17 protein-coding genes and 1 other RNA gene are annotated in these 17670 nt (G+C 45.6%); 6 read left to right on the forward strand and 12 right to left on the reverse strand.

The genetic code is table 11. From position 1 onward, the window contains the following. The first annotated feature begins 57 nt into the window (after positions 1–57). Entirely contained in the window at positions 58–849 is a 792-nt protein-coding gene (locus BM082_RS08175; protein ID WP_074926516.1) for a hypothetical protein, read from the forward strand. A 298-nt stretch (positions 850–1147) separates the two neighbouring features. Here the strand turns inward: BM082_RS08175 and BM082_RS08180 are convergent, their stop codons facing one another. From BM082_RS08180 to bla, 4 genes are all read right to left on the reverse strand, one after another. Continuing rightward, on the reverse strand, positions 1148–2287 hold the full coding sequence (locus BM082_RS08180) for a hypothetical protein (RefSeq protein ID WP_074926519.1): 1140 nt from the start codon (positions 2285–2287) through the stop codon (positions 1148–1150). A gap of 239 nt (positions 2288–2526) precedes the next feature. Further along, on the reverse strand, positions 2527–3366 hold the full coding sequence (locus tag BM082_RS08185; protein WP_074926522.1) for an abortive infection system antitoxin AbiGi family protein: 840 nt from the start codon (positions 3364–3366) through the stop codon (positions 2527–2529). Positions 3367–3464: 98 nt separating this feature from the next. Next, entirely contained in the window at positions 3465–4025 is a 561-nt protein-coding gene (locus tag BM082_RS08190; RefSeq protein WP_074926525.1) for a hypothetical protein, read from the reverse strand. Positions 4026–4415: 390 nt separating this feature from the next. Next, the gene (gene bla, locus BM082_RS08195; protein ID WP_026024469.1) at positions 4416–5285 is read right to left on the reverse strand and encodes a class A beta-lactamase; all 870 of its coding nucleotides are present in this window, start codon (positions 5283–5285) and stop codon (positions 4416–4418) included. A gap of 124 nt (positions 5286–5409) precedes the next feature. On the opposite strand from bla, the gene BM082_RS24765 reads away from it, so the two are divergent. Further along, the gene (locus BM082_RS24765; RefSeq protein ID WP_139218779.1) at positions 5410–5625 is read left to right on the forward strand and encodes a hypothetical protein; all 216 of its coding nucleotides are present in this window, start codon (positions 5410–5412) and stop codon (positions 5623–5625) included. A gap of 646 nt (positions 5626–6271) precedes the next feature. Here the strand turns inward: BM082_RS24765 and ffs are convergent. Continuing rightward, an RNA gene (ffs, locus tag BM082_RS08200) (signal recognition particle sRNA small type) lies at positions 6272–6368 on the reverse strand. A gap of 165 nt (positions 6369–6533) precedes the next feature. Then, positions 6534–7277, reverse strand: coding sequence for a VP0952 family biofilm-associated protein (locus tag BM082_RS08205; RefSeq protein ID WP_074926530.1), 744 nt, complete (start codon positions 7275–7277; stop codon positions 6534–6536). Positions 7278–7501: 224 nt separating this feature from the next. On the opposite strand from BM082_RS08205, the gene BM082_RS08210 reads away from it, so the two are divergent. Further along, on the forward strand, positions 7502–7813 hold the full coding sequence (locus tag BM082_RS08210) for an MGMT family protein (RefSeq protein ID WP_026024617.1): 312 nt from the start codon (positions 7502–7504) through the stop codon (positions 7811–7813). A 26-nt stretch (positions 7814–7839) separates the two neighbouring features. On the opposite strand, the gene BM082_RS08215 is transcribed toward BM082_RS08210, so the two are convergent. Then, complete coding sequence (locus BM082_RS08215) at positions 7840–8259, reverse strand: YbaY family lipoprotein (protein WP_017010439.1); 420 nt, start codon at positions 8257–8259, stop codon at positions 7840–7842. A 226-nt stretch (positions 8260–8485) separates the two neighbouring features. Here BM082_RS08215 and tesB point away from each other — a divergent pair, with 226 nt between their 5' ends. Next, positions 8486–9358, forward strand: a complete 873-nt coding sequence (gene tesB, locus BM082_RS08220) for an acyl-CoA thioesterase II (RefSeq protein ID WP_017010440.1) — start codon at positions 8486–8488, stop codon at positions 9356–9358. A 160-nt stretch (positions 9359–9518) separates the two neighbouring features. On the opposite strand, the gene BM082_RS08225 is transcribed toward tesB, so the two are convergent. Next, positions 9519–10442 (reverse strand): porin, encoded by a 924-nt coding sequence (locus BM082_RS08225; RefSeq protein WP_017012722.1) that lies wholly within the window; start codon positions 10440–10442, stop codon positions 9519–9521. A gap of 321 nt (positions 10443–10763) precedes the next feature. Here BM082_RS08225 and BM082_RS08230 point away from each other — a divergent pair, with 321 nt between their 5' ends. Further along, the gene (locus BM082_RS08230; RefSeq protein ID WP_074926535.1) at positions 10764–11150 is read left to right on the forward strand and encodes a VOC family protein; all 387 of its coding nucleotides are present in this window, start codon (positions 10764–10766) and stop codon (positions 11148–11150) included. A 20-nt stretch (positions 11151–11170) separates the two neighbouring features. On the opposite strand, the gene BM082_RS08235 is transcribed toward BM082_RS08230, so the two are convergent. From BM082_RS08235 to BM082_RS08250, 4 genes are all read right to left on the reverse strand, one after another. Beyond that, on the reverse strand, positions 11171–11827 hold the full coding sequence (locus BM082_RS08235) for a helix-turn-helix domain-containing protein (RefSeq protein WP_017012720.1): 657 nt from the start codon (positions 11825–11827) through the stop codon (positions 11171–11173). A 286-nt stretch (positions 11828–12113) separates the two neighbouring features. Beyond that, on the reverse strand, positions 12114–13874 hold the full coding sequence (locus BM082_RS08240) for an ABC transporter transmembrane domain-containing protein (protein ID WP_074926539.1): 1761 nt from the start codon (positions 13872–13874) through the stop codon (positions 12114–12116). Continuing rightward, complete coding sequence (locus tag BM082_RS08245) at positions 13874–15616, reverse strand: SmdA family multidrug ABC transporter permease/ATP-binding protein (RefSeq protein ID WP_017012718.1); 1743 nt, start codon at positions 15614–15616, stop codon at positions 13874–13876. Before BM082_RS08245 ends, BM082_RS08240 begins: the two co-directional genes overlap by 1 nt. Positions 15617–15766: 150 nt before the next feature. Then, on the reverse strand, positions 15767–16234 hold the full coding sequence (locus tag BM082_RS08250) for an Lrp/AsnC family transcriptional regulator (RefSeq protein WP_017010424.1): 468 nt from the start codon (positions 16232–16234) through the stop codon (positions 15767–15769). Positions 16235–16433: 199 nt separating this feature from the next. On the opposite strand from BM082_RS08250, the gene BM082_RS08255 reads away from it, so the two are divergent. Next, positions 16434–17504: a PLP-dependent cysteine synthase family protein gene (locus BM082_RS08255; RefSeq protein ID WP_017010425.1), complete on the forward strand. Its 1071-nt coding sequence runs from the start codon at positions 16434–16436 to the stop codon at positions 17502–17504. The last annotated feature ends 166 nt before the right edge of the window (positions 17505–17670 follow it).

Below are 17670 nucleotides of genomic sequence, written 5' to 3' on the forward strand. Positions count from 1 at the left end.
GCCATCAAAAAATTACTAACATCACATAAAATCATATACTGGTATTTAGATACACTTATGCTTAGAGATATTCAGAAATTCGTACGACTAGATAAGACCAATTATCTCGAAAGCTATGCCGGAAACAATGAGCGACTTGATAAAGAATTAAATACCACATTTAAAATTTTCTTCTATCTTTCAGATTCAGTTGAGAACATATGGAACAAAAGTACACACATAGACCATGAAAAGAGTCCTTGGCTAGTAGATTCCGTGATACAACTCTCACGTGGTATGGAGTTGTTAAACTCATGCTTATCATTACTAGTGAATAATCATATTCCAGCGAATAGTTATCTTTTTCGATCCTCTATAAATTGCTTTTGGTTTTCATACAAATTTATGATTGGTGGAGTCAATGGTTTTGCCTGGAATCATTATATTGATGAAAAGAAGAAATTAAGCACAAGAGAAATTAAAGATCATGAAATGAAAAAAATCATATCTCAAGATGATGAATCAACTAAAATAATAAATTTATTTAATGGTATTTTACATACGGAGTATGAGCAAGGTTACAGGTTTCATAAGTCTAGCCGTGGTAGAGAGTTTGAGCTCTCCCCACACAATTTTGAAACTGATGAATTAATTGAATTATTTGAGGATTCTATTTTAAATATCCGTGGGATTATGGAGTTTTCTCGATGCGTTATACAAAGCACATTTATAGATCGGGAGCCAGATAGATTATTGAAAGGTGAATATTTTAACTCTAGAAATCTAGAAATTTTGCATACTAAAGATTATCGAAAGCTAGCAGAATTAACAGAGAGATTGGAAGTTATTGATTTAAAGAAATACTCATAGTTAACTTTTTTAGGTAAAATAGCAATTAGAATATTCCACAATAAAGTTAGTTAGTTAGTTTATAAGCCCCAATCAAAGTTAAGCTAGAATTTATATGCGTATTTTTTCAAAAGCAAAGTGGTTAGGTTCATGCCAGAATACACTTTATTAATGCTAGAGTAGGTGCTCCTAACCAAGAGATTTGGATAAGACTGGTTTGAGGTAAATGGATTAGACAACTTTGTTGTTTAAGAGTATTGGCTGCTAGCGCAGCCAAAAGAATGATATTATCTATTGACCAGAGAAACGCTCACATATTTTATTTTTTGCTTTCACTTTCCAACCATAGATTTATTCGACTAATATAAGTATCTAGCCTTTCACTTTCAGACCTTACGGTATTGAGGACTGACTCCCAATACTCCACATCAGATTCTTCGTTTGATTGTGGGTATATGTTTTTAATATCCACAATTGTAAAGTCTAAGTCATTCTTAAAGTAGAATTCATCAAATAATACAATCCCCACAATATTAATATATAGATCATTAAGATCAAAGTGGTTGTTGAAGATAAAATTAACAATGTGAGGAACTTTATACCTCTCAAGCTCAATATTTTTAATACCAAGTTGACATCCTAAAGCTTCGATATGATGTCTACTACCTGCTTCCACTTGACAAAATAGTGCGTCGAAATATGGTGAACTCTCAACTAGTGGTTTAATAAGCCCCTCAAACCACTCAACTATTTTCATACGTTCATCTGTTCTATAAGGTAGAATTTTATATGTAATGACATCATTTCCTTCTAGTGTATAACCATCTTCACTAAAAGCTTTTTCTATAAGATCCTCAAATTTTTTGGTAAACGAAGGTAAGAGTAATTTTGGGGCTACCATTTCGACTACTAGATTACAGGAGAACTCAAGCTCCTTTATCTTACTTTTTGTAAACTCTAAAGACTTATTAATTTCTGCATTAAGTAAAGTAATAAGCTTTGCTTCTTCCTTCGTTAATCTCGAGCTTTCAAGCTGGATGTCTAAGTCAATCTTTAATAATTGTTTAAAAAGACTTTTAATTACTGTGCTATATTCTTCTAAATGAACACGTTGAACTGTCAAACCATTCCCTTGATGGTAGAGCTTATTTCTAATCCCATGAAAAAACTCTACTCTAGCAAGGTCCTTAGTATTAATTCCTTGCCTACTATTTTTTACTCCCTCGACTACATCATGAAAGCCTCTGCGAATTATATTATATCTATCATCTTCTGATGTTGTTGCTCCTGTAATTTTTTTTGGTAGCCCTAAATAGGTTTTAAGCAACATTTCAGCACCAGCGTCCAATAGGAGAAAGGCTATCAAATTATCTTCTTCATTTTTCTTTTTTGCGTGCTGTATAGCTTCACTTACTATTTTTACAGGAGCCTTTTGCCAAGCTTCTAAATTTTTCTTCATCTATCATTACCAGTTAAAAGTCAATAAAATCTAACAATTCATTAGCTCCCAAAGTGGGACATTCATACCCCCCCATTTTTTGGTGGGGATTTCTCGTACATCTAATGAATACCAGAATCTAGCAACCACATTTTTTATCAGGGTACCATGGAGCACACCAAAAGTGGGAATGATAAAATATGATCAAATGGGGTATATGTATCGATTAGCTAATGAGCCATGGTTGTTTTTGGGTAAATTTAGTGTTCCACCAAATCTTCCCATCGAGCGACCGTAATTCTTCTAGGCAGATCAAAGTTACTCAAGAAGTCAGCATAGAATTCGAAGCCTTCTTGCTCCGAAGGTAAAATTAACATTGCTACGTCATCAATTGTAAATTTGAAATTCTGAGTTGACCTCCATTCTCTTTCACAATAGATGCTGTCAAACTCTGTTACATCAAATGTCTTAATGTAGGCTAAGAAGTTGCTGTAACTACCCGTAAGTTTTTTATGCCCCTTTTCTGCGTAACTGATTTCATATTCTGGACTTGAAAAGTCAACATAATCATCAATATTATGCTCTTCCAATTTTTGTTCAACATCTCTAGATAGTGACTCTATTTCATTTGCAATACATGAGGGATCCACCTCATCTATTGCATCGTAGCCCGTATAGATAGAATTTAATAGTGAAGAGTTTTCCATCGTGTACATTACAGGGTTGAAACCTGCTTTGATGATAGATTCTCTCCTGAAGCCAATAGCAATTTTACCATACCTCTGCGCATGATAAGCGAGATGTTGGAGTGGTATATCAGCCACACAACAAACAGGATTTGATTTAACTGTCACTGGTACATTTTTAAGCAATTCGAAAGACATAGTTTCGTCATTGAACTTACGTTTTTCAGGAACGATTACTTTCACTATTTCATGATAATTCCCAGTTCTAAGCTCTCCACTAGACAAAATGGATTTCATAGCTTCATAGCCATTCATGGCTGGCTTTAATTCTTTTAACTGCTTATTTGATTCAGAGTCCCATTGAGGGCCTCCTGTGAAATGCCATAAGATTTTCGATACTGTACCGGGTCTCATTTTCCATCCAATTTGCCTAACTAATTACATGGCTCCCCAACTACTCACGAGGATTTGCAACACTTAGGTGTTATTTTAAATACCGGAGGTAGCCATAGCTACCCAACTTTAATACCTGTGATTTTCATGGCTTCCGATGAAAGTTCTGATTTTTTTGACTTCACTTTATTTAAAATTGAATCTGCATCAGTTTCAGATAAACTCACATGTGGTGGGTGTGTATGCTTGATTTGAAAAACGCATTTCAAATATAGAGCAAAGAAAGTAAGTGAAATTACTAATGTTATAGCACCTAATATCGACGAACTAATTGATACTTTTCCGGCTGTCTCTATTTTAACATTAGAACTTAACACTGACATATCACCTAAGGTAATAGCATATTGAAGTTGGATAAATGAAAATACTAATCCCGATACCACAAGGGAAAGAACAATAAAGGTTATAATCCAATTGGCTAGTATTTGTTGGCCAAATACTTTTTTGGGATATTCAAAACGCCATTTTAGATGCTCTATGTATGATTTTTCTAGCTGCTGCCACTCAGGTGTCTTTAGCTCTTCCTCTTTCTTTGCCTCTCTAAGCTTTGACCATTCTTGAATAAGATTGGCAAGAGATGCAGCCGTCGCAGCAGCTGTTGTTTCTATAATTATACTCATCCTCTCGATACTGGGATTCAGCGTAACTATCTGTTTTATATTTAATATAATAATACCTCAAAAGAGTAAGAAAAAGAAAATCCAATGAGATAGTTTCCACTTACCTCTCGTTTCGCATTTGAAAACATAACGAAAACTCTTGAAGTGAGACTGGTTGGATTTTCCTTCTCTAACGCGAAATGGGGCATAAACGAGTTAGATGAAGACCAATCGCTACTGTTAGAGCACTCAATCACAGCTAGAGCACTAAAACGTTAGGTTCGGATAAGTTGGATTTGGGCAAAAATCAAGTTTGTTAAAGTAAACAGATTCAGTGTCTTTTTACTACAGAGATAGGCAACAACAAAAACCAATCTCTGAGTTTATGATTATGGCTGATAGGACTATAACCTATGGCTGCGTGCTATCAGTGAAGAGGTCGAAAATCGATTTACCGATTTCGACTATTGCCAGATTTCGCTGATCCATTGAAGCATCAGTCTGACTGACATAAATGCTAACGATAAGCGGAGACTGTTTATCTCGCCAAACTACAGCAGTAATACTCCTCGCACCGAAACCACCAGCACCTGAGCGGTCTCCTATTTCCCAGCCAGAAGGTAATGCAGATCGCAGTAAGTTACCCGTTACTTCATTTCTCTTCATCCAATCTATTAATTGCACACGACTGTCTTGAGAAAGTACCGTTCCGAATAGCAACTTATTTAAAGTGTTTGTCATGGAAATAGGTGTTGTCGTATCCCTTGGATCGCCTGGTAATGCTTCGTTCAGTTCTGGTTCAACACGATCTAAACGAGTGTTCACATCGCCGATATCTCGTAAAAAACTTGTAATACTTTCTGTACCGCCGACTGACTCGATAACAATATTTGCTGCTGTGTTATCACTTGTCAGCATCGTGGCCTGGCAAGAATCGCCCAGTGTAATCTCCTTTTCGACGTATGCTTCTAGTATTGGAGAATAAGTAACAAGGTCATCGCTGTTAACCGCCACTGTATTGTTTAGTTCAGTTCTTTTCTGATCAACATCATAGAGTAATTTTGCGCAGGCAATAGATTTAAACGTGCTAGTCAATGGAAAGCGCTCGTCACCTCTAAAACTATATAGTGCTCCGCTTTCAACATTCAAAACAGCAACACCAATACGGGCGGAGAGGGTTTCTTCTTGCATCTTTATCACCTTCTCGGCTGGAGCAAAATCAATGGTGGCAGCAAACGAAAAAGAAGGAACAAGAAGATAGAGCGCTAAAAGCAGGTTTATTGATTTTTTCATTTTGGGCATTCAGTAGGATTATTGCGGGCGATTATAGTCGTTGTAATGTCGAATCTCTACACCTCACGAATAGTCATTAGAAAATCTATCTAGAAACCGTGGGTAGAGGTTTATGACGGTTGCTTTCGCCAACACCGAATGGGGCAAAAGCCACTTACGCTACCGCCCTTCGCTTACTGACACGCAACACGCCATCACTGTCTACATTATTCGGCGGGAATGTACCACGAAGTGCATAAAGCGATACTTGATTTTGATCGCAGGGAAAACTGACTGGTTAACGATTAAACGGCCAAAAACAACGCGTATTTTCGGTGTGAATGAGTGAGAGAGAAGTGATGACTTTTAATGAGGAAAAGTGCGTTTTTTGCTCGCCGGTTTAACAACCGCTTTGAACCGAAATAGCAGTTTCTTGGGACAGGCACATTTAGTAAGAAGCGAATGAAACGCATGCGGCATTGGCTTGGTCGCTTTCGGCGCACTGCTTGCTATCAAGACCTAGATTCAGGGGCTTGTTTCATTTCCACAAACACCGCTTCAGGCAAATTCGACGAATCAAAAGCCATCACTGATCTCTGGCCCCTCTTTGCTTCGTCGAACGCACGAGCACAATGACTGCAGCGGCTATCAACACAAGCCCAAACCCAATAAATACCCATTGTCCGTCTGTCATCTTACGTTCCTTCTTGGTTTGCTTGAATGCATCCACCAAACACAAGGTGCACAACTGCCTTCCTGTTGTTCTGGGAATGCGCGTTCTTCTTCAATGTTAGTGTAGATATATTTGCTGAATTGTTGGGCGACGTTAAGGCAATAGCGATGCGGTTTTAAAGTGATGAGATCAGGTGCTGGATATGAGGTGTGGTTTCGTGGCTGAGATTTGAACGTGTTTAAACGGTGTTTGTTTTTGTGATTGAAATACGTTGGAAGGGTGAAGCAAGAGGGGAATTTTTGGCGCTTAGATTGGGTGGAAGCCCTACCAGCTACATCCCGGCACACACGTCCCAAGCGGGGGCTGCTTCCTTCCGGACCTGACCCATTACACAAGATAGCGTTGCGGGAGAACCAATAGGGCCTCCATAGATTTGTTACACCAAACTTTTCTTTTAAAAGAAACTTTCGGTTCGGGCGCATTATGTAAGAAGGCTGACACCAATGCAAGGGGTTATCCGGCATTCAGGGTGTGAGTGCTGAGATTTTGTCCGCTTACGTCCATTTCAGCGTGCGACTTACTCTCTACTCCTCTTCTTCCTCTTCGTTTTCTGCGTTGAGCAGGTAATCCCCCAGCCATGCAATGGTCAGCGATAACAGCCACGCCACGAACACGGGGTTGGGCACGGAGAATTGCGGGATCACCACGATGGTGGCAAAACCAATGGCGGGTAAAATCACGGTGAGCTTGTCGCCGCGGTTACCGTCGCTGATGCGTTGTAGCTCTTGCAGTGATAGCACCAACACGCTGCCACAAAACGCGAGCATGGCGCCTTGGGGCAATCCACCCGCGAGCAAGCCTACGATCAAGGCGGCGGGCCACCAGCTGATTTTGGTAACAGGTTTCCAGAAGTACGCAGATAGCCACACAAGGACGACACAGAAGATTTGCATCAAGGTGTAGCGCATTGAGCCGCCGAGCTTCTCATCTCCTTGCAGTGCGAGTATACCGCACTCCATGGCGATAACCACAGACACAACAAGGATCGACACTTGCCAGTTACGTCGCTCGCCTGTCATGAGAACAAGGGCAGGTAATATCATCCACAAGCTGAGAGAGATGGCGACGGGCTGCAGGGGCACCATGGCGCCGAACCCTACAAGGCCAATCACAAGTAACCACACGGCTGCGCCACCGTTACCGATGAGGAAAAGTGCGGGGATGACATAGGCCAACAACGGAATATCACCGTTGGTGATGGCGAGTGAAAAAGCGGCGCCGATGACGGTCACGGCAGCGGTGACCATTAACATTGTTGAATACCACATAGCTGCACCTCCTTGCGCTTGTATGTCGATATTTTGCTGGTTGAGACCAGCGATTCCCTAAATGCGTTGTATTACCCAGTCCCCTTTTGTTGGTGGTTTTATGTCAGCGCTGTTGTGTTCAGTTGCTTGGGGTTAACCATGGTTAAATCATGCTACTGGGTATTTTTGTTTGCGCTATGATGGGGACTGTCTGTTTTCTTAATGTTGTGTTATCTCAATCCAATATGCCCAATTTTGATGATCAAATCTATGCGGTGCTCGTGCAGATCCCGAAAGGAAAAGTAACAACTTACGGTGATGTCGCAAAAATTGCGGGGTTCCCCCGTCATGCGCGTCACGTTGGAAAGCTTTTAGGGCGATTGCCGAAGGAAAGTCGCTTGCCGTGGTTTCGCGTGGTCAACGGTAAAGGCATGATTTCGCTGAAGGGTGCGCGTTTTATCGATCAGCGCGAATTGCTGTTAGAGGATGGGGTTGAGGTAAAAGAAAACGGCGCAATTTCGTTGCGCCGTTTCAAATGGGATGGTGACCCTGCCTAGCAGTTGCTGGCAGTTGTCACGTCGGATTAACGCGCTGCGCTAACCACTTGAACCTTGATGTTCTGTGTCGCCGCTGGGTCATTAATCACTGAGTGCGCAGTGTCGCTGATGAACACCAATTCGCCATTCACTTCAATGCGTGCGCTGACGTTATAAGTATGACCCGGCTTAATTTCGCTTGGTGAGTAGCTTAGGCTAAATGGCAGTGGCACTTGCTTGCCTTCTGTCACATAGGATTGGCTGCTAATCACTTCCATTGGGGCGTCTGCAAGCGAGACGTCTGCCAATGTCACGGTCAATTTAGCATTGTCTGGTAATGCGATACGTTGGAGGTAGAACACCTCGCCATCAACGGTTGCCATATCTTGTTCTGCCATGATGTCACTGCATGCCGTAAACGCGAGTGCGATTAACGCTGCAAAGAAACCAAAAAACACCTTTTTCATGGTACAAACTCCAACAAAACAACCAATAATGACAGTGCTAACAACAGTGTAACACGCGCTTGAACGCAACCCTGTCTAAATTGTGGATTTAAGATCACACTCTGTTAATCAGCACTGCGTTGCGTTAGAGAGCATAACCTCTGGAAAAGTTCGAAATTATCGGTAAATTGAGAAAGTTCTGTCATTTTTCTGTCAATTGCTTCGCAAACAACGCGTTAGGGGATTTATGAGCGATAAACTGGACGAATTACTGTCCCTTCTGAAACTCGAGCAGATCGAAGAAGGCTTGTATCGCGGACAAAGCGAAAACTTGGGTTTGCCGCAGGTGTATGGCGGCCAAGTAATTGGTCAGGCACTTTCTGCTTCAACGGGTACGGTCAGCAGCGATCGTTTTGTGCATTCTTTCCACAGCTATTTTCTTCGCCCTGGAAACCCTGAAAAGCCGATTGTTTATGATGTCGAAACCTTGCGTGATGGCGTGAGTTTTAGCACCCGTCGTGTGAAGGCGATTCAATTTGGTAAGCCGATTTTCTATCTCACGGCATCGTATCAGGAACACGAGCCGGGTTTTGAGCACCAATCGACCATGCCGGATGTGGTTGGCCCTGAAACATTGAAATCTGAAAAAGCCTTGGTGGATGAAATCGCTGAGCATTTGCCGAAGAAGGTGATTGAAACCTTCGGTGGTGAGCGCCCTATCGAGGTTCGCCCTGTTCATGTGATTAACCCGCTCACACCACATATTGTTGAACCAAAGCAGTACCTTTGGATCCGCGCGAACGGCAAAATGTCGGACGATTTCCGCATTCATCAGTATGTATTGGCATACGCATCAGACTGGGGTTTCTTGACCACGGCATTGCAACCGCATGGCGTGAGTTTGATGACACCAGGATTGAAGGTGGCAACCATTGATCATTCCATGTGGTATCACCGTGAATTTCGCATGGATGAGTGGCTGCTGTTCGTGATTGACAGCCCGTCAGCCAGCGGTTCTCGTGGCATTGTGCGCGGTGAAATCTTTAACCAAAAAGGGGAATTGGTGGCCTCTGCAGTGCAAGAAGGCTTGATGCGCAGCAGCACGACAAAACGCGCTTAGCGCAATACCCCTCCCTCGCCCTCCCCTTGAAACGTTGAGGGGATCAAGAACAGAGCCAAAGCCAAAGCCAAAGCCAAAGCCAAAATATGAGATCGAAAAAAGGCCAGTAGGGAGACTGGCCTTTGCTGTTTTCGAGGAGTTTTAAAAGGAGAACTAGCGATTAGAAATCGTAACGGATACCCGCTTGCAGTTGGTCTTCTTCGCCTGTTACGCCTTCAAATTTGTAACCTGCGTAAGTACGTAGGTGACCGTTGAATTTGTAAACCGCTTCAAGTGCAAAGTTGTTTGCTTCTTCTGTGGTGGTGTTGTCGAACTCACCAAAGTTGTACACACCAACGAGTGCCAGTTTCTTGCTTGCTTTGTACTGTGCAGACACTTCGTAGCCGGTGTAATCTACATTGCTCTTTGACGCCATGGTGTAAAGTGCACCCAAGGTAAACGCGTCAATTTTGAACTGAGCCGCTAGGTTAACTTGGTCATCGCTGTCAGTGCCCGCGTCTTGCGTCACATAGCCAGCACCTAGCGCAAAAGTACCAAAGTTATACAGCGCTGAGATACCGATGCTGTCTGCGTCTTTTTCATCAGCGGCAATGTAGTTTGCTTGCAGTGTTAGGTCGCTAAACTCACCCGCATAAACGAAGTTGTTGTCGCGCTTGTCTTTGTTTCCAGAAACCACGTCTGCCGCGTCACCGCCGAAGGTCGCCATTACATCAGTGATGTCAGTAAGTTGAACCTGAGCAGAGTCTTGCTTGCCATAAGAAAACTCACCCGCAGAGATACCGAAGCCCGCGAAGAAGTAACGGTTTTTCAAGCTATCTGCATCAGAAAGTTCAGCTTCGTACTTACCAAAACCGTAAAAGTCGTCAGAAATTTCGGTTTTACCTTTCAGGTTTACACGAGCACGAGATTTATCTTTGAATGAGCTATTTTCAGTGCTTTCGTTGTTGTCTGAAACATTGAAACGCGCTTCCGCACGACCGCCAACTTTCAGCGTGGTGCCATCGGCATCATAGACGGTTGCTGCCAAGGTCGGTGCTGATACCAACGCACAAAGAATTGCTGAAGCAAGTGCTGCCTTTTTCATTTTCTAACGTCCTTATTAAATGAGTGTTTTGCTTACTTATGTTTCGATGAGGCAAAACTAGACGTAAAAAATGAAGGTTAAGTGACTGAACCATGACGTTTTGTGTGAATCTATATTTCAATTCGATGACTTACGGTTATGGCTCGCAGCATGATGTAACTTATTGATAGTTTTCACCTTGAGTTCTCTTGTCTTTCACAGGGGCTTTGCCCGTTCGTTTCAGCACTCAAAGCCCGCCTTGCAAAATGCTGTCGGGAATCTTCAATACCTATTTTTCGGTGTGCGTTACTTTGGTGTTTAACCCTTAGAAGAGGATTCAACATGAAATTCAAATACACGATTTTGTACGTGGAAGATGTCGCGGCAACGCTCGCTTTCTACGAAAACGCTTTTGGCATGAAAACCGCAATGCTGCATGAAAGTGGGGATTACGGCGAACTGTCTTCTGGCGACACCACACTCTCTTTTTCTTCATTGGCATTGATGGCGCAATTGGGGAAAAACCCATCGCGCGGTGATGGAAGCGCACCCTGTTTTGAAATCGCATTTGAAACGGAGGAGGTGGAAAAGTCACTCAATAAAGCGACCGCAGCAGGCGCAGTATTGGTGCAGGATGTTGAACATATGCCGTGGGGACAAACAACGGCCTATGTGAAAGATCTCAATGGTTTTTTGGTCGAGATTTGCTCGCCAATTCAGACGCAATAACCACCACGTCAAAGAAGGCGTTAGTAACCTGCTTGGTAAAGTTGATCAATCAGATCTTGGCGGTTTTTCAGTTGCTCCGGCGTCACGCCGAACCAGTGTTTTATCTCTCGACAGAAGTGGGCTTGATCGGAAAAACCAAACTCAAAGGCGATATCACACACACTCAAGCGCGGCGTGTTGTCTAGGCTGTTACCAGTAACAAGCGCCAACGCGCTTTGCCTGATTCGCGCCAATCTCAGCCAAAATAGCGGAGACTTACCACTGTGTTGCTGAACATGGCGCTGGAGGGTTCGCTCACTAACGCCAAGTTCAGCGGCAATACTCGCCACGCTGCCCAAGCGTTGGCTCATGCAAGACAAGGCTTCGGTAAGGTTCCCATTGCTTGAGGCAAACGTGGCTATTTTTCCTTCCACATCATGTTCATCTGCCGCTAACGCGGCGAGCAACGCGTCTTCGTCCAACACTGTACCCGCTTGTAACCGATAACCCGTGAGCTGTTGATGCGGCTGAATATCAATGGCGAGGGTAGTGTGAAAAAGTGGAGAGACATGAACATCGACAACACCAAAGTTGTTACCTGTAACAATCACATCACGGCAACCATCCGGCACAACAAAGACGGTGCCTGCGTGCATTGGCGCAGCGTGCCAAACATCAATGACCTTACCTTCATTCATACCCACAGCGTCCCCTGTGTTTGTCGAGTTTCGAGTTTCGAGTTTCGAGTTTCGAGTTTCGAGTTTCGAGTTTCGAGTTTCGAGTTTCGAGTTTCGAGTTTCGAGTTTCGAGTTTCGAGTTTCGAGTTTCGAGTTTCGAGTTTTCTAGAATCCGTTCACCCCAACCCAACTTCAAGCATTTTCTTCGCTCTATCTGCTCTACCCGCTCTTTCTGCTCTTCCTGCTCTACCTGCTCTTCCTAGGTCCTAGGTCCTGCTCTTCCTGCTCTCCCCCACACTCGCACTCTCTAATCTCGCGCCTGTTCTTCCAACTCCTTCAAATGCGCCCGGGTTTTCTGCAATTGATACATCTGCCAATAACGACCTTGCTGTGCGAGTAGCGCTTGATGCGTGCCTTGTTCTTCCACATGCCCTCGGTGCAGTACCATGATGTTGTCTGCATCTGCGATGGTAGAAAGGCGATGCGCAATCACGACAATGGTCATGGTATGGCGAAGAGCTGACAGCGCTTGTTGCACGCGCTCTTCGGTGCCGGAATCAATGTTCGCTGTCGCTTCATCAAGGATCAGGATGCGCGGTTTATCCACCAGCACTCGCGCTAACGCGAGCAGCTGCTTTTGACCTGCGGACAAGCTGACATCGCCCGTGCCCAGTAACGTATTTAACGCGTTGGGTAATTCACGCACGTAATCGGCCATGTCGACCAAAAAGAGCGCGTCCCACACTGCCTCGTCTGACACATTTCGCCCCAGTGTGACGTTGTCGCGAAACGATGACGGAAGCACATGGGGGTCTTGTTGCACCAAGGCAATGCCATTACGCAGAGCGTTTTGACTGAGCGAGGCAATGGGGCGACCGCCTAACTGTATCTCTCCTGAGCTTGGGGGATAAAAGCCCATGAGCAAGGAAGCCAGCGTGCTTTTCCCGCTGCCTGTGTGCCCAACCAAAGCAAGAAAACCGCCCTCTTTCACGGACACAGAAATGTTGTTCAGCACAGGCGTTGTGCCGTCGTAACTGAAATTCACGTCCGAGACATTGATATCACCGCGCGCAATGGGCGCGTCATCCTCGCCGTATTGGTGCTGTTTCGCATCCATCAATTCAAACAAACGCTCGCCAGCCATGATGGCTTGTTGCAACAACGACAAACGCTGCATCAGTTCGATCAAGGGTTCTGTCACGCGGCCGAGATAACTGATAAAGGCATACAGCACACCGACACCAATCACTTCATGGCCTTGCCAACCAAAAATAGCGACCAAAGACACCAGCGCGATGCCGGAAAGCAAATCAATCAAAGGGCGCAGAAAGATGCCGTTGATTTTAACGATGCGCACTTCTGCGCCAAGGTGGCGTTCGTTCAGCGAAGCAAAGCGTTCAGAGAAACGCTGTTCTTGCCCCATCAATTGAATCAGGCTCATGCCTTGAATCGACTCACTCATCACGCCGTTGATATCGGTCAGCAAATCACGGGATTCGCGGTAAGGATCGGATGATCGGCGTTGGTAGTAGTACATGACCAACACGACAGACGGCAGCAAAATAGCCACCACAAGAGTCAGCGTCGGACTGAGCAAATACATGGCGGTGAGCATGGCGGTAATCAGTGCCAAGCTTTGCAAAAAGCTCGCCACCACCTGCACATAAAGCTCTTTGAGCGATTCGGTGTCGTTAGTCACGCGGGAAACCAGCTTACCCGCGGGCACATAATCAAACGCAGACAAGGGCTGATTAATGATGCTGGCATACACCTTTTTGCGGATGGTTTGCACAATACTCACGGCGATGCGGCTGAAACGAATGCCATAGGCGTAATGCAGAAAACCCGACAATATCGTGACCGTGATATAGCCAATCGCCAGCGCCCACAACATCATAGCGGGGTAGTGATCTTTCGAGACATAATCATCAAGGAAGATGCGAATCAACCACGGGCCGCTCACGTCTGCCGCCGCCGCAATCAGCAAGAACACGGCGGCAATTGCAAAGCCTTTTTTGTCTTCGAACAAGTAGTTCAGCAGGCGTTTTAGTATCTCACGCTTATTCATTACGCCTCCTCCAATGCTTGTTCGAGTTGTTGGTAGTGCTGCATTTCTGCGTACCATCCGTTGGCATCCAACAGCTCTGCATGGGTGCCCCGTTCTTCGATGTGGCCTTTTTGTAGCACGATGATTTCATCCGCCGCTTCAAGTGCCGACAACCGATGCGCAATCACGACCGTGGTTTGATGCTGGGCACGGTCATGCAGGTTTTTCAGTATGTGGTGCTCTGTGCGGCCGTCGACGGCGGATAAAGCATCATCCAGAATCAGCACTTCGGCATCGAGCAAGAGTGCGCGCGCAATGGAAATACGCTGCTTCTGCCCGCCCGACAAGGTAATGCCTTTCTCGCCCACTTGCGTCTCGTAACCTTCAGGAAACTGCATAATGTCGTCATCAATACATGCAAGCGCGGCGGCAGTGCGGATCTCTTCGCGTGTGGCATCAGGCTTTCCTAGGGCTATGTTGTCAGCAATGCTGCGGGAAAACAGGAACGGGGTTTGAGTGACAACGGCCATTTTGGCGCGCCACTCGCCCAAACGAAAGTCTGGTAAGTAGATGCCGCCGTATGACACAAAGCCTTGGATGGGATCTTCAAAGCGCAGCAACAAGCTCAATAACGTCGATTTCCCGCTGCCCACCGGCCCTGCAATGCCGAGCATTTTTCCTGGGGGTAAATCAAGGTGTACATCTCGCAGCGCGGGCACCGCTTGACCACGCCAAGTGAACTGGTCAATCGCGACAGACAGGGTTTCACGTTCTACTGGCAAGTCTTTTTCGCCATCCACCAAATCAGGGGTTTCGTTCAAGAGTTCTTTAATGCGTATCCACGCGGCTGAGCCACGTTCGATAATGTTGAACAGCCATGCGATCGCCAGCATCGGCCAAATCATCAAGCCTTGGTACAAGGTAAATGCGGTGAGTTCGCCGAGGGTCATCGCGCCCGTTGCCACCAAATAACCGCCACCACTGATCGAACAGAAAAAAGACGCGCCAATGGTGAGATAGATAACCGGATCAAACATGGCATCGACTTTGGCGACGTCCATGTTCTTTTCGCCGGTGTCATCTGCCACGGCGTTGAAACGCTCGATTTGCTGTTGTTCTAAACCAAACGCACGGATCATACGGATACCGTTGAGCGACGATTGGGTTTCATCAGACAACGACGAAAACGCGGCTTGCGAGGCAGAGAAACGATGGTGCAGCTGTGTGCCGAATCGGTTCACCAGAATCGCCATAACAGGCATAGGCAGTAACGCGAGGATGGTCAGCTCCCAACTGATGGTGGTCGTCATCACAACCAACACGGCCAGCCCCATGATGGCGGAGTCTGCGGCAGTGAGCACGCCTTCACCTGCCGTCATCACCACGGCTTTCACATCATTGGTGGTACGCGCCATGAGATCGCCGGTGCGATAGCGCTCAAAGAAGCGCGGCGAATGTGTTGTAAAGTGTCGATACAGTTTGTCACGCAGCACAGTGCCAAGCTCTGCGGCTGCACCAAATAACCACACACGCCACACCACGCGTAACACGTACACCAGCCCCCATAATGCGGCAATCCCACCCAATGCGGTCAGCAATGTGTTACGGCTAACATCGCCGGCCATTACCCCATCCACCAGCCAACCAATGGCTTTAGGCGGGATCAATTCAAACAGGGACACCAGCATGAGAAAGCCAATTGCGCCGGCATAGCGCTTCCACTGCTGTCGAAAATACCAACTGAGTTCGACGAATATTCGCATTCACTTTCCTTAACCTGCCTGCTTCCTCCCCTGGCGCTTTGAGGCGCGTGGTTATTCAGAGACAGGTATCCTTTGTTTTTATATTTTTTATCGGGTTCTGGGCAAACCGTTCGCGCACAAAACCTTTCACGCACAAAAACTTTTCGCGCATTAAGCGAGCGGCAATGCCGTGGTGTATTTCAACGGCTCCATGGCGAACGTTGACGTCACATTGGTTAACCCTTCGATGCTGTTCACCAGCTTCTTGTAGAAACGGTCATACGCAGCCATGTCTGCCACTTGTACCTTCATCATGTAATCGTATTCGCCCGCCATACGGTAGCACTCCATCACCTCGGGAAATGGCGTCACAGCATCCACAAATGCACGATACCAAGTTTCGGAGTGGTTAGAGGTTTTGATGTGCACAAACGCGGTAAAGGACAAGCCTAACGTTTCAGGATCAAGCAGTGCCACACGCTTACGCAACACACCACTTTCTTCGAGGCGTTTCAATCGCTTCCAACATGGCGTGGTCGTGAGATTGACATGTTCTGCGAGATCAGCCAATGACAGCGATGCGTCTCGCTGTAAACAGTCTAATAATTGGCGATCAACTTTATCTAATGTGACAGTCATCAATATACTACTCTTCTTGCCCATTTAAGCAGTCATCGTTTCACCAAACTGCCAAAGAGAGAAATTATTTTTACCTGAGCGACAATTGTAGAATATTTTTCTACCGCAATCGAATATTACGACCAAAATGGAAAAACAATACTCTGAACAAGCAGTTAAAGTTTACCTATACCGATTAAAACAAAGAGAACTGCCAATAATGACTGACGCCCCTTGCTGTGCCACTCCGTCCCACTGGGTCTGCGATGCCATCCGTAAAATCGAAGCAGATGTTCAGCGCTCTGCAGATACCCATTTGATCAAGCTCGATATCCCCTACTTCAATGATATCGATATCTACTTGAAGGATGAAAGCACGCATCCAACAGGCAGCTTGAAGCACCGTCTTGCGCGTTCTCTTTTCTTGTATGCCCTGTGTAATGGTTGGATCAACCAAGACACCACCATTATCGAATCTTCATCAGGTAGTACCGCCATTTCTGAAGCCTATTTTGCGCGCCTGTTGGGTTTACGTTTTATCGCTGTGGTTCCAAAAACCACGTCGAAAAAGAAAATCGAGCAGATCCAATTCTACGGGGGTGAAGCCCACTTCGTTGAGCGCTCTGATGAGATTTACGCGGAATCACACCGCCTTGCCGAAGCGCTGAACGGCCATTATATGGATCAGTTCACTTACGCAGAGCGAGCCACTGACTGGCGTAGCAATAACAACATTGCTAATAGCATTTTTGAGCAAATGAAGTACGAGCGTTACGCGATCCCAAGTTGGATTGTGATGAGCCCAGGCACTGGCGGCACCTCTGCAACCATTGGTCGTTTTATTCGTTACCGCTGCCACCCAACACAGTTGATGGCGGTCGATCCTGAAAATTCAGTCTTCCACGATTACTTTAAAACAGGCGACAAAACCTTAACGCTGGATCGCGGCAGTAAAATCGAAGGCATTGGCCGTCCTCGCGTTGAGCCAAGCTTCATTCCGGGCGTGATTGACCGTATGGAAACCATCGCAGACGCTGACAGTGTGGCTGTGACGCACTGGCTTGAAAGCATTATTGGCCGTAAAGCGGGCCCTTCAACGGGAACAAACTTGATGGGTGTGCTGATGCTTGCTGAAGAGATGAAAGCACGCGGCGAACGCGGCTCCCTCGTTACATTGCTTTGCGATAGCGGCGAGCGTTACCTCGACAGCTACTACAACGATGAATGGATAAAAGCCAACATCGGCGATATCACGCCAACGCTGGAAGCGCTGCAGAAATACAGCGTTTAATCCCATCCACATGTCATCTTATTAAGGGCGCACTCATGGCGCCCTTTGTTGTGTCAATAAGGAACACAAGCCAATCGAGCCTTCGTTGATGAGTCAGTACTTTCCTTGGGGGCTCTCTCGTTTTCATCACGCACCAAAAAATGCATAGCACATCAACAATGTCACC

Source organism: Enterovibrio norvegicus DSM 15893, assembly GCF_900115495.1.
Lineage (GTDB): Bacteria > Pseudomonadota > Gammaproteobacteria > Enterobacterales > Vibrionaceae > Enterovibrio > Enterovibrio norvegicus.